The sequence below is a fragment of the Algoriphagus zhangzhouensis genome (assembly GCF_900148515.1).
GTDB classification, from domain to species: Bacteria; Bacteroidota; Bacteroidia; order Cytophagales; family Cyclobacteriaceae; genus Algoriphagus; species Algoriphagus zhangzhouensis.
The window spans coordinates 971959-984825 of sequence record NZ_FRXN01000002.1 but is presented as its reverse complement, the minus strand read 5'-3'; the positions used below and the strand labels follow the sequence as shown (position 1 = coordinate 984825).

10 protein-coding genes are annotated in these 12867 nt (G+C 37.9%); 3 read left to right on the top strand and 7 right to left on the bottom strand.

What is annotated here, in order from left to right:
* Positions 1–11: 11 nt before the first annotated feature.
* On the bottom strand, positions 12–593 hold the full coding sequence (locus BUF13_RS10175) for a HupE/UreJ family protein (RefSeq protein WP_073571652.1): 582 nt from the start codon (positions 591–593) through the stop codon (positions 12–14).
* A gap of 83 nt (positions 594–676) precedes the next feature.
* Between BUF13_RS10175 and BUF13_RS10170 the strand changes: the two genes are divergently transcribed.
* Entirely contained in the window at positions 677–1168 is a 492-nt protein-coding gene (locus BUF13_RS10170) for a DUF6702 family protein (protein WP_073571651.1), read from the top strand.
* 61 nt (positions 1169–1229) lie between these two features.
* Here the strand turns inward: BUF13_RS10170 and BUF13_RS10165 are convergent, their stop codons facing one another.
* The 3 genes from BUF13_RS10165 to thpR form a co-directional block, all read right to left on the bottom strand.
* Complete coding sequence (locus BUF13_RS10165) at positions 1230–2723, bottom strand: RagB/SusD family nutrient uptake outer membrane protein (RefSeq protein ID WP_073571650.1); 1494 nt, start codon at positions 2721–2723, stop codon at positions 1230–1232.
* A gap of 12 nt (positions 2724–2735) precedes the next feature.
* Positions 2736–5873 (bottom strand): SusC/RagA family TonB-linked outer membrane protein, encoded by a 3138-nt coding sequence (locus tag BUF13_RS10160; RefSeq protein ID WP_073571649.1) that lies wholly within the window; start codon positions 5871–5873, stop codon positions 2736–2738.
* Positions 5874–6364: 491 nt separating this feature from the next.
* Positions 6365–6916, bottom strand: a complete 552-nt coding sequence (thpR, locus tag BUF13_RS10155; RefSeq protein ID WP_073571648.1) for an RNA 2',3'-cyclic phosphodiesterase — start codon at positions 6914–6916, stop codon at positions 6365–6367.
* Positions 6917–7019: 103 nt separating this feature from the next.
* Between thpR and BUF13_RS10150 the strand changes: the two genes are divergently transcribed.
* Complete coding sequence (locus BUF13_RS10150; protein WP_073571647.1) at positions 7020–7934, top strand: universal stress protein; 915 nt, start codon at positions 7020–7022, stop codon at positions 7932–7934.
* Here BUF13_RS10150 and BUF13_RS10145 read toward each other — a convergent pair.
* Positions 7920–8855 (bottom strand): class I SAM-dependent methyltransferase, encoded by a 936-nt coding sequence (locus BUF13_RS10145; RefSeq protein WP_073571646.1) that lies wholly within the window; start codon positions 8853–8855, stop codon positions 7920–7922. The two genes, BUF13_RS10150 and BUF13_RS10145, sit on opposite strands and share 15 nt — an antisense overlap.
* On the bottom strand, positions 8845–10215 hold the full coding sequence (locus BUF13_RS10140; protein WP_073571645.1) for an exopolysaccharide biosynthesis polyprenyl glycosylphosphotransferase: 1371 nt from the start codon (positions 10213–10215) through the stop codon (positions 8845–8847). The genes BUF13_RS10145 and BUF13_RS10140 overlap by 11 nt, the downstream gene beginning before the upstream one ends.
* 155 nt (positions 10216–10370) lie before the next feature.
* Between BUF13_RS10140 and BUF13_RS10135 the strand changes: the two genes are divergently transcribed.
* On the top strand, positions 10371–11039 hold the full coding sequence (locus BUF13_RS10135; protein ID WP_073571644.1) for a methyltransferase domain-containing protein: 669 nt from the start codon (positions 10371–10373) through the stop codon (positions 11037–11039).
* A gap of 18 nt (positions 11040–11057) precedes the next feature.
* On the opposite strand, the gene BUF13_RS10130 is transcribed toward BUF13_RS10135, so the two are convergent.
* Complete coding sequence (locus BUF13_RS10130) at positions 11058–12848, bottom strand: ABC transporter ATP-binding protein (RefSeq protein ID WP_073571643.1); 1791 nt, start codon at positions 12846–12848, stop codon at positions 11058–11060.
* Between the last annotated feature and the right edge of the window lie 19 nt (positions 12849–12867).

The window sequence follows — 12867 nt, the reverse complement described above, 5'->3', positions numbered from 1 at the left end:
GTGATTTATTTTTACCAAAATTTCGTTTCTAACATTAACATCAGGGAAACTCCCAGTACCATGGAAGCAACCACCAAGGTCCATTCTTTTCTATTGACTCCAGCAATTCCTACCAAAACTGAGGTGATTAAGAGATAAGCTGCAACAATTACGAGCTGACCTGCTTCCAATCCCAAATTGAAAGCTAATAAAGGTTTCCAAATGATCGCTTCTTTTCCCAATAATTCTCTTAAATAATTGGAAAAACCCAGGCCATGGATCAACCCGAAGAAAAGAGCCAATATGTAATTCAATTGGATATTTCGACCGGATGAAGGTTTAGGCTTTAGAATAGTCACCAATGCTGTAATTGCAATCGTCACTGGAATCAAAAACTCAATAATATCAGATCGTATTTCTATCACTTTGAAAGTGGCTAATGCCAAAGTCAAAGAATGACCAATCGTGAATGCAGTGATGAGGATAACTATTTTTCTCCAATCCCGTGGGATATACACAGCACAAAGTGCCAGTACAAAAAGGATATGGTCATAGCCTTGAATATCTAGGATATGCTGGAGGCCAAGTTTAAAATAAAGTTCAAAAGGGTTCATATACTGAGAAAATACTTCTATTGAAGTAAATTAGCGGCAATAATACTGGTTTATTCCCACAAAAGACAAGCAATACCCACCAAATGCAACAGTTTTACATCTCCTTGATTTCCTTGGGATGGATGGTTTTATATCACCCCTTTTTCATATCCCTGACAGAAATCAGACAGAATCCTGATAATCAAAGATTAGAGATCGCCCAGAAGATATTTTGGGATGATCTGGAGGAAGGGCTTCGGGAATACCATCAACAAAAGGTGGATTTCATGAACCCTGAAGATCCGGAAAAACTCAACAAACAAGTCGGAGAATATATTCTAAGCCACTTCAAGGTTGATTTGGATGGAAAGCCAACTACTTTGAAATTATTGGGATTTGAGATAGAAGATGACGCTGCCTGGTTTTATATAGAATCAGAGCCAGTCGAATGGAAAAGTAAAATAAAGGTTCGAAATAGCATCTTGGTAGATCAGTTCGCAACTCAGCAAAACATCATCCATATCTACAAAAACAGTAAAAGTCCTCGAAGCTTATTATTAGGAAAAGGAAAGGAAACAGATTCTCTAGAATTCTAAAAAACATAAAAAAGTCCGACTCAAATGAGCCGGACTTTTCATTTATGATCAATTCAAAACCTTAAGAAGGATTTTGAACCATATTTTCGTTAGCGTTCAATTCATCGATAGGAATCTGCCAAGTCCAGTTGTTAGTACCTGCAGGCTCAGTGAATTTACCGTTGATAACAGACTCTACGTGATTAGCACCAGTTCTGTCCAAAGGCAAGTTCAAACGCTTCAAATCATAGAATCTGAAACCTTCACCCCACAATTCGATTCTTCTTTGGATCATGATTTCTTCGATCAAAGCATCTCCGGTGTTTCCAGATGGAGTATACTCAGGATCTCTAGCTTCCATGAATGAAGTCAAAAGAGTGGCAGCAGCATCATCATTACCAGATCTAGCCAAAGATTCAGCTTCCAACAAATACATTTCCGCAGCTCTCATATAAGGTACGTCACCTACTGATGATGCATTACCTTGAGCAATAAATTTACGGTTCATGTAATCGATTTTCGCAAAAGTGGAAAGCGTCATTTCATCGATGTACGGATCTCTTAAGTCTGCATCAGATGCATTTGGATCCCAAAGACCTTTTCTGTAATCAGAATCAGGAATCATATCAAATAGCAAGCTATTGATCGCTTTAGGATTGTTTCTGATGTTAGTTGAAGAGAAGTTCAGAGACATGTATGCAAAGAAAGATGCAAAGTATGTCTGCTGATCATCTACCTGGTGAGAACCCCATATCCACTCAGCATTATCAATGTTGTTGAATCCACCATATAAATCAGTCTCAGACATCAAATCGTATCCGGTTCTTGCAGCATTTGCATAAGTGGCAGCTTCAGAGTAGTTACCTTGAGTAGCCAAAACTCTCGCTTTGATACCATTCACTACATTAATGTTCAAGTGAGATTTAGCATTTCTGCTTTCACCTAAAAGAGAGATTGCTTGATTCAAATCTGAATTGATTTGAGTGTATACCTCTTCAACAGTATTTCTTGGACCACCTTCTGTGATAGGCTCAGTCACGATAGGAACACCCAATTGAGTATTTCCACCTGCAAAGTCATATCTGTCAGCAAACAATTGAACCAAGTTGAAATGAGCCCAAGCTCTATAAGCTAAAGCTTGTCCTTTGATTTCATCCTTTTCAGCCTGAGGGCCATCAGCATTATCAATGTTCGCAATGATCAGGTTGGCATTACCGATAACTTTATAGTAGAATCTCCAAACGAATCTAGAGTCACTACCTGTTTCTACAGTATGGTTGATCCAACGACACATAGATACATACCATCCGTTACCAGTTGTGGTCATTACCACATCATCAGCAAGGACTTCACGCATGATCATTACTGCGCCTTCACCAGCTTGGCCTTGGCTATCGTAACGAAGCAAAAGGGATCTGTGAATACCATTCAATGCGGTCATCGCATTTTTGGTAGTTGTAAATACAGATTCAGAAGAAACCGCATCCGTTGGAACAGTGTCCAAATAATCATCTGCACAGCCAAATGTCACAAGGGCAAGTGCTAGAGCAGCTATTGGTTTAAATATTTTCTTCATGTTAGTCAAAGATTAAAGGTTGACATTTAGACCAACCGTAAAGGTTCTAGCTGGAGTGTAAGTGTTTGAAGTGGTACCATTGAAGGTTCCAGAAACATACATTCCTTTTCTAGCTGAAATCCAGCCTAGGTTTTCACCAGCTACATATACTGTAGCACCTGCCACATTAATTCTTTCAAGAAGAGTCTTAGGCAAGGTATAGCTCAAGTTCACAGATCTAAAGTTTAGATAAGAACCATCGATCAACCATCTGTCAGAAGCAGCATTGGTTTGAGCTGATCCAGTCACATCCATTTTAGGAACGTCAGTGATTTGACCAGGAGTAGTCCATCTGTTCATCGCATCTACGTGAAGTGCATTTCCGTCAGGATCTGCAGACATCAAGCTAGCATATACTCCATCATATACTTTACCACCTACTGAGTAAGAAAGCAAAACATTCAAAGTCAATCCTTTGTAAGAGAAAGTGTTAGACAAACCACCAAAGAAATCAGGGATTGCGCTACCTGCGAAATGATACTTCGCATTGTTCTGCTGAGTAGTCACAGTGTCTTGTCCGATAATTCTTGTGTTAGCATCATCTTCATCATAAGACTCTGCTCTATAAAGACCTTCACCAGTTTCAGGATCTACACCATACCAATCTCTCAACCAGTAATCATAGATAGATCTACCTACTACCAATTTTTTGGTTCCATCGATTTGCTCATCAAATGGAAGAGATTTGAATTCATTTTTGAATGTAGAAACGTTGAAACTTGCAGACCATTTGAAGTCTTCAGATCTGATCAAATCACCTTGAATTGTGAATTCAATACCAGAGTTTGCAAGAGTACCAATGTTCTGAAGTTTGTTAGAAAGACCAGTAGTCAATGACAATGGAACTTCGAACAACAAGTTTTCAGATTGTCTCTGGAAATACTCAACACTACCTGTGAATCTTCTAGCAAAAGCAAAATCCAATCCTAGGTCAAACGTATTATTTGATTCCCAAAGAAGATCTGGAGCAGCAAGTGAAGCCTGAAGGATACCTGGTTCAGAGGCGTTGTTATAACCTAAGTCATATAATGCCTGCCAAGGATAATATCCACCGATTGCGTCATTACCAACTTCACCATAAGATGCTCTTAATTTCAACATATCGAAGAACTGAGAATCAAAGAAGTTTTCTTTGTCAATATTCCAAGCACCACCGATAGAGTAGAAATAACCCCATCTTACATCTTCATAAAATTTAGAAGAACCATCAGTTCTGAATGAACCAGAAACTGAGTATTTGTCATCAAATACATAGTTTACACGGCTCAAGTAAGATTCGATTCTATGTCTGTCAACTCGACCATTTGCGGAGCTAATAGTCACAAAGTTGTCAGGCTCGATGTTTCCATCCAAAATCTGATCTTGTTTTGCCAAGTACTGATAGTTGTATTTGTAGTCATAGTTCTCATGACCTACCAATACTTCTAAGAAATGCTTGTCCTTGAAAGTGTTGGTATAAGTCAACAATTGGTTGAAGGTCATGGAGTTTGTTCTAGCGTTGGTACGATTCGTACGTCCTGCTGGAGCACCATCACCTACGATTGGGTTATCATATCCGATATCCAAAAGAGAAGTAACGTCAGTTGAGATATTTGTTCTTAATGCAAAATGCTGCAAGAAAGTAACCTCTGCATAAGCTCTTGCTGAAATCACATCTCTGTCAATTCTGTCTACGTTCAATAATGCTTCTTGGTAAGCATGACGTCCTGGAGAACCTCCGGTACCTCTTCTTGGAAGACCATAGTTGATCAAGTCACCTGTATCGAAGATTTTACCACCGAATTCATCAAAAATGTATCCACCAGTCATGTTATTTTGAGCATATACTGGATAGATAGGTCCCATGTTTCTAGCAAAGAACATTGGGTTTACATAAGAAGAGCTTCCACCAGTTCTAGCGTTGTTTCCTTCACTCATGGTAGCAGAAAGGTTTACACCAGTCTTGAACCATTTGGTAGGATTGGTATTTACATTTAATCTACCTGTCCATCTTTGGAAATCAGAATTAACGACGAAACCTTTTTCATCCAAATAACCTACAGAGGTATAGAAATCAGATTTCTCAGTACCGCCAGAGTAAGTCATGTTGTATTCTTGTCTTCCACCGCTTCCAGCTACATAATCAAACCAATCTAGATCAGTGAAATTATTCACAGCATTTGGATTCAAAGTACCATCTGCACCAACAACTTGATCGTTTGGCACATTGTAAACATTGTAACCCAACACGTTGTCAATCAAATTAGAAGACGCGTAAGCTGCAGCATCAGATTCAGTAGCACCATTTCCTAGTTGAGCATTTCTCAAAGATTCCCATACCAAAGGATAATACTGACCAGCATTTACTCTGTCATACTCAGGAAGAGCTCTAGATGCTGTACCAGTCTGAACTCTGAAATTGAAGTTAGACTTGTTCTTTTTACCCTTTTTGGTAGTGATCATGATCACACCGTTAGCCGCTCTAGAACCATACAATGCAGCAGATGCAGCATCTTTTAAGATAGTCATATCCTCGATGTCATCTGGATTCAAGTTAGAGATTGCAGCATCATAAGGAACACCGTCAACTACATAAAGCGGGGAGCTTGAAGAGTTAACAGAACCAATACCACGGATACGAACACCTGGAGTTGAACCTGGTTGCCCTGAAGCAGATGTGGTAATTACACCTGGAGACTGACCTTCAATCGCGTTTACAACGTTGTTGATTGGTCTGTTTGCAATCTGGTCACCTTTAAGGGCGATCGCAGAACCAGTAAAGTTTCCTTTGTCAGCAGTACCGTATGCGGTAACAATTACTTCGTCTAGATTTTGAGAATCTAGCTCCATAGATACATTGATAACAGATCTGTTACCAATCACCTCTTCTACACTTGAATAGCCAATGTAGCTAAATACAAGCGTAGTTGCATTTTCTGGAACAGACAAAGAGAACCCACCATCAAGGTCGGTTACTACTCCGATTGTTGTTCCTTTCACCAGTACGTTGACCCCGATAAGGCCTTCTGGTTCGTCAGGTGAAGTCACCCTACCGGTGATCGTTTTGTTTTGTGCTAGTACTGACAAAGTAGTCAGTAGGGTAAACACAAAACCCAGTAAAACTTTCTTCATAGGTTAAATTTTTGTAGATGATTTAATTTTCAAGAAGCTAAGGACGGAGGAATTGGGAAAAGGAACAAATTTGGTATTCTTTGGATATGAAGGATATTTTGAAATATTATATCGTATTTTCTATTTTTTCATTCTTTTATTCTAGCCAATACATGATCGGACAGTGTTCGCATATCTCTTATTTTTCCTTTTTATAATTATCCAGTTAAAAATTTTGAATTTTTGAAGATTTCAGGTGTTTTATTCCTATTCTAAAAATATTTCAACAAAAATTAAGAATATGAAATCATGTTAAAATCAATATTTTATTCTGAAATATTGTTAAAAAAATAGATGTTTCGACATTTAATTCTCGAGGTGTCCGAAATCAAAAAAGTGTCCACCAAATAAAGAGTTCACAAATAATTAATACTCAGAATTTAATTTTTAGAGTAATTTTTAATAAAATGTGCGTTTTTTTTAATCACTGGGGTCAAAAAGTCACTATTTCCCTATTTAAAATGCAAATCTATGGATTTGTCCCCTTTCCAAATCCCCTCGTCTTTTCTGAGAAGTACTATTGAATTGGCTACAAAAGAAAATTCTAACTTTCTCTCTAAAATGAATTGATACAATGGATCAAATTGCCCTTTCTTAATATCCTGATAGGCAACAGTCATATGAGGGTGATAATTTTTATCGCTCAATTCTTCAACTAAGTGATGCTCTATTTTCAAATGCTTTTTGATTTTTTCCTGAAGTGCCATCATTTCACTTGATTTTCCAACTTTCAAAAAGATGACTCTTCTTCTAAATTGATCTGCACCTGAAATCTGAATCGTAAAAGGCTTAGAATCCTTAAATAAATCAGAAAGTGAGTCCGTCAATTTTGAGATTTTATTTTCATCAAATAAAAATGGCATCTTCAGGGTGATATGTGCTGGGGATTTTAACGCATATTTGACTCCAAATTCATTCTTGATGTCAAGTTTTAGTTTTGTCACCTGATCCAAAAACTCTTGGGGTGGAAGGATGGCTAAAAAATATTTTTGTAAGCTTCTCATCTCAATTAATTACCTTGGGTACTTCCCAAAAGGCAAAAACAAAAAAACTATTTAAATAACTAAATCAAAATTTTAAATTAAAGGCTACAAATAATACGCGCCCATGAAGTTTTTTTCTAAAGTAATGATCGGTCTTGATTTGACCGAGATGGATGAAATTCTAATCGAAAAGACAGTAGTATTCCTCAAATTCTGGGGAGTGGAGAAATGTTATTTTGTCCATGTTGCTAAAAGCCTTGCCATCCCAGACGAAATTTTGAGAGAATATCCAGATCTTTTGGCTGCTGGCGATGAATCGGTGGAAGCCATTATGATGAATAAAATCAAGTCGAAGGCTTTTCCTGACTCCATTGAAATTGAAGTTTTTGCAGAAGAAGGCGATCATCCATTAGATACAGTACTCAGATGGGCTAAAATCAAGGATGTCGACCTTATCGTAATGGGTAGAAAAGAGACCCTGAAAGGCACTGGAGCTCTTGCAAATGGTGTGGCTAAAAAAGCTCCTTGCTCTGTGATGCTATTGCAGGAAAAACGTCCAGCTGGCCTTCCAAAAAAGATTATGGTTCCTACGGATTTCTCCGAGCACAATCACATGATCTACAAGTTTGGAGAAAGAATTGCCGACCAATTGAAAGCACAATTAGTTCCCGTTCATATTTATCAGGTGCCTCATGGGTATTCTAAAACAGGGAAATCTTATGAAGAGTTTGCAGAAATCATGAAAGCTAATGCTAAGAAGGATTTTGAAGCATTTGTAGCTCAGCATGACCATCCTGAATTGGAATGTGACTTTGTCTTAGATGAAGGAGAAGATGTCGGTGAACTTTTACTAAAAGAAGCTATGAAGCTCGGCGTGGATATGTTCATCATGGGCTCTAGAGGTAGAACAAAATCTGCTGCAATATTATTGGGTAGTACTGCAGAGAAAGTTATCAAGGCCAATAATGTACTCCCTATGCTCATCTTTAAGAAGAAAGGTGAAACGATGGGATTCTTCGATGCCTTATTCAGGCTTTGATAGAAACAAACAAATTTGATCCCCTAAGCCCTCACTATTATAGCTGAGGGCTTTCTTTTTCCACTCCTCTATCTGAGCTTGAGAAAACTCATCTACACCACTACTTTTTAACTTTTCTCCTTTTTTATAGAGCTCAGTTCCCCAAAATTGAAATTCAGTGGAATCAAACTCTACCTCGTCCACTTTAAATCCTGTTCTGTCGGAAAGGGTGGAAATCCCTTTTACACTTGGGATAGTTAAATGCCTAGGAGCATCTAACTGAACCCAAAATTCCCTTTCATTTTTCCAGACTTGAGAATCCGTCACTGGAATCCGAATTAAAACTTTCCCATTAGGTTTTAATCGATCAAAACAAATTTTCAATTCCTCTTCCGGATTCACCAAGTGCTCAAATGCATGATGATACATAATGAGATCAAACATCTGATCAGAATCCTTCAATTCAGATTTCAATAAATTTAGCCCATTTGCTATTTCAGTAGATCTCTTTAAAAAAGGATCAAATCCAGTGAGATTTTTAAAACCGCCAGCATATAATTCGTAAAGAAGCTGACCATTTCCACAACCAACATCTGCGATGGATGCATCAAAGCTTGTAAACACCTCTTTGAGCCAATAGCCATATACCTTCGGGTCAAACTGATTAAGCTTCAATTTTAAAAATCCTTTTAATCTTAAAGACTTAAAAAGGTTGGATACTGATCCTGATTTGACAAGAGGTATAAATGAATAATACTCATCACCCGAATAATAGGCCCCCAAATCTGAGGGTACATCCTTAATCTGAATAGACCAACAATCCTTACATTCCAGATATAAAAAAGAGTCTCCCATACCAAACATTCTTTCTTGGGCAGAAAACTCAACTAAATCTGTCGAATCACAATAAAGGCACCTAGAAGGTGTAGAATCAATAGGCATTTTCTTGGTTAAAAAATACTTTCTGAACAGTTTCGATAATGATACTCATATCCATCATAAAGCTCCAATTGTTCACATAAAAAGTATCAAGTTTCACTCTGGATCTAATCTGAACAGGATTATCAATCTCTCCTCTAAACCCTTTTATCTGTGCCAAACCTGTAATTCCAGGCTTCACTTTATGTCTGGAATTATATCGTTCTACTTTAGTCTGGAATGTTTTATTCATAGGTACAGTATGAGGACGAGGTCCTATCACTGACATATCACCCATAAATACATTTAGGAACTGAGGCATCTCATCCAAAGAGCTTTTTCTAAGGAAGGCCCCGAATTTGGTTACTCTTGGATCATTCTTAGTAGCTTGTTGTGTATCCGCATTTTTATTGGCCCTCATGGATCGAAACTTAAGGCAATTGAATTCCTTATTACCAACTCCATTTCTTTTCTGGACAAAGAAAACAGGACCTTTAGATCCCATTTTTATAAGGATCCCAAAAAGCGGAACCATCCAGGAGAGGATAAAAACGATCACTAAGCTAGAAAAAACCAAGTCAAAGAGCCTTTTCAACAAGCTATTGAAATAATTGTCAAGTGGGATTTCATTGATATTTACCACAAAGAAATCCCCATATCTTGAAAAAGAAAGGTTATTCCCCAATTGCAAACTAGCCCTTGGAATTAGTTTTGGTTTAATGTGATGCTCTTCCGCAAAATCAATAATCCTTTTGACTTCAAATGGATCTAAGTCAGCATTGATGTAAACAAAATCAAGATCCAATAAAGGAGCTTGTACAAAAAAGTCTTCTATTTTTCCTTTGGTATCTTCACAATCAGAGGCATCATCGAAATACCCCAAAAAATTAACTCCAAATTCCTTCTTTACATTTAAGATTTCAACAAGTCGAGAACTTGAACCTTCCTTACCTAATATGACAGCGTTTCTAATATTGCCTCCACCCGCACGATACCTTCTCAAAATAATATGAATCCATATTCGAAAGGCTCCCATGAAGAAGAACATTCCTAATCCAAGGAGACCAATTGATATAAGTTGAAAGTTTGGAGAATGAAAAGGTTCCCACAAAACTGCAGCAGCTCCTAGGAACCAGAAAATAGTCCCTGTAAGATGAACCAAGGTTTTATCAAAGCCTTCTGTTCTTCCTATTTCATAATCTTTTCTAAGAGTGGAAACAGACAGCCAGAAAAAGAAAAGTGGCAGCATTTCTTTTAACCCAACCTCTTTGAATAAATCTGTGGCATTAAAAATGGATAATAAAGCGAAAATGGAAAAAGCCGCAAACAAAAAATCACTTCCTATAAAAAGCCAAGGAAAATACTTATCAAATCTGTGTCTCATAAAAACTTAAACCAACGTCACCTTTAAATCAAAGACCTTGCTAATTATACATTTTTAAAGGAATTTGGATTTCGTTGTATAAAATTACGAAAAGAATCCCCAAGCATGATTACTTTTGCCCCTAATTCATAAAAAGAAAGCCCCAAAGGCCCAGCATGATTTCAATTTCAGATTTATTTGCTTCTTCGGATAATTCAAACTCATTAGGAGCAAAATTTAGACAAAAGCGCTTAGCAAATTTTGAATCCTTATTTTTTAAAAATTTCGATAAGACACAGCCTATCAGAATTTTAGATGTAGGTGGCACAGACTATTTTTGGAAAGAAAGTAGCTTACCCAAGCTTCCTAATATTGAAATCACTCTTCTCAATTTGGTGAATCAACATATCTGTACTGACACTATAAAAGGTCGGGTTGGTGATGGTACCAATATGCCTGAATACGCTGACAATCACTTTGATTTAGTTTTTTCCAATTCTGTAATCGAACATCTTTACAATTGGGAAAACCAACAAAAGATGGCAAATGAAATTCTTCGCGTTGGAAAAAAATACTATATCCAAACTCCTAACAAGCATTTTCCAATTGAAGCCCATTATGCTCTTCCATTTGCTCAAAACCTTCCTAAATCATGGATGGAGTTCATTTTGACCAAAACCAGACTGAGTAGATTAAAAAAGTGGTCTGTGGAAGACGCTAAGCAATACCTCGATGAAATCCGGCTGCTGGATGAAAAGGAAATGAAAATCTTATTTCCCGATTGTCAGATCTACAAGGAAAACTGGGTGGGGATGACAAAATCAATCACCGCCCACAATCTATAATCAAGGCTTGAGTTAATCTTAGCTTTCAGCAAATTGAAGCTTAACAAGGTTAGCATAAAAGCCATCTTGCTCATTGAGGAGTTCAGTGTGACTACCTTGCTCCACTATTTTTCCATCACTTAAGACATAGATTCTGTCAACTTTTCTGATTGTAGCCAATCGATGCGCAATGATGATAGTTGTCCTTCCTTTCATCAATTCGTCCAATGCTTCCTGAACAAGGTGTTCAGATTCAGCATCCAAGGAGGAGGTAGCTTCATCCAAAATCAAAATTGAAGGATCTTTTAAGATTGCTCTTGCAATAGCCACTCGTTGCCTTTGCCCGCCAGAAAGCTTCACTCCTCTTTCACCAACCATAGTATCCAGTCCTTCAGGGAACTTGGAGATAAATTGCCAAGCGTTTGCTTTTTTAGCTGCCAGGATAATCTCATCTTCCGAGGCATCTGGTCTAGCATATGCAATATTTTCTCGAATACTACCTCCAAAAAGCAATACCTCTTGTGGTACCATTCCGATATGCGATCTAAGCTTTTCTAGATCCCAAGTATCAAGTCCTTTCTCATCAACCAGAATTTCCCCTGAATCGAGATCATAAAATTTCAATAGGAGCTGAATGATTGTAGACTTTCCAGCCCCAGAGTGACCAGCCAAGGCTATCTTCTCTCCAGGATTGACATAGAAAGACAAATCTTTAAGTACCTCGACCTCAGGACGAGTAGGATACCTGAAGCTTACATGTTCAAATTCAATTTTTCCTTCCAGTTCAGATTTGTGGTAAGTTGAACTTTTTTCGATTGGCTCTTCCAGAATCTCCAAAACCCTTTCTGAGCTACCAATCGCCTTTTGTACCTGACTATAGATATCTCCCAATCCAGCAATGGAGCCACCTATAAAGGTTGTGTAAAGGACAAATGAGACCAGTTCACCGATGCTCATTTCGCCAGATGCTACTAAACTCGCACCATACCACATCACTGCGACAATACCACCAAAAAGGGCAAAAATGATAAAAGAAATAAAGGCCCCACGATATTTGGCGGTTTTCAATGCAACATCAACAACATTGTTTAAGCCACGATGATATCGATTGGATTCATAACCTTCACCTACGAAAGATTTGACTGTACTTATTGAATGAAGTGTTTCCTCTACGATGACATTTGCAGAAGCCAATTCGTCTTGGGTCTTCTTGGAAAGATTTCGGATAAATCTTCCAAAAAACATAGCCAATAGAACCAAAACAGGGAAAGTCCCCAACATAAATAAAGTCAATTTTGGAGTAGTGACCATCAAAAATACAATCCCGGCAATCAAGGTGATTACCTGTCGAAATAACTCCGCCAAGGTTACTGAGAATGTATCTTGAAGTAGGCTGACATCAGAAGTAATCCTAGAAATCAATTCTCCAGTTCTCCTTTTGTCAAAAAATGTCATTGGAAGCCTTAACAATCGGCTATAAAGTGCCAATCGCACATCCCTCATGGAACGCTCAGAAACCAATGCAAAAGTCCAAACTCTGAAAAAAGAGAACAAACTCTGAACACCCAAAATCGCAATGAGGATCAAAGCAATGGAGTTGATATCCGTCACATACCAGTCCTTACCCTGCGCTGTATCTATCAATTTTCCAGCTACATACGGAAAGGTAAGTAGTGTCAGGGAAGATAATAACAGGAATACAAGACCTAAAATAAAGGTCCATTTGTAAGGTAGGAGAAACCTGAAAATCCCACTTAATTTCTGAAAACTCTGTTTGTTGAGTTTTCTCTTTTCATGTTCTTCTAGACCAGATCCTCTTTTTTTCGCCATTTTGCTTGCACTTCAATCC

Excerpts from the sequence above, each read along its gene's own strand:
- BUF13_RS10175 (WP_073571652.1), bottom strand. The coding sequence starts at position 593 with ATGAACCCTTTTGAACTTTATTTTAAACTTGGCCTCCAGCATATCCTA.
- BUF13_RS10170 (WP_073571651.1), top strand. The coding sequence starts at position 677 with ATGCAACAGTTTTACATCTCCTTGATTTCCTTGGGATGGATGGTTTTA.
- BUF13_RS10165 (WP_073571650.1), bottom strand. The coding sequence starts at position 2,723 with ATGAAGAAAATATTTAAACCAATAGCTGCTCTAGCACTTGCCCTTGTG.
- BUF13_RS10160 (WP_073571649.1), bottom strand. The coding sequence starts at position 5,873 with ATGAAGAAAGTTTTACTGGGTTTTGTGTTTACCCTACTGACTACTTTG.
- thpR (WP_073571648.1), bottom strand. The coding sequence starts at position 6,916 with ATGAGAAGCTTACAAAAATATTTTTTAGCCATCCTTCCACCCCAAGAG.
- BUF13_RS10150 (WP_073571647.1), top strand. The coding sequence starts at position 7,020 with ATGAAGTTTTTTTCTAAAGTAATGATCGGTCTTGATTTGACCGAGATG.
- BUF13_RS10145 (WP_073571646.1), bottom strand. The coding sequence starts at position 8,855 with ATGCCTATTGATTCTACACCTTCTAGGTGCCTTTATTGTGATTCGACA.
- BUF13_RS10140 (WP_073571645.1), bottom strand. The coding sequence starts at position 10,215 with ATGAGACACAGATTTGATAAGTATTTTCCTTGGCTTTTTATAGGAAGT.
- BUF13_RS10135 (WP_073571644.1), top strand. The coding sequence starts at position 10,371 with ATGATTTCAATTTCAGATTTATTTGCTTCTTCGGATAATTCAAACTCA.
- BUF13_RS10130 (WP_073571643.1), bottom strand. The coding sequence starts at position 12,848 with ATGGCGAAAAAAAGAGGATCTGGTCTAGAAGAACATGAAAAGAGAAAA.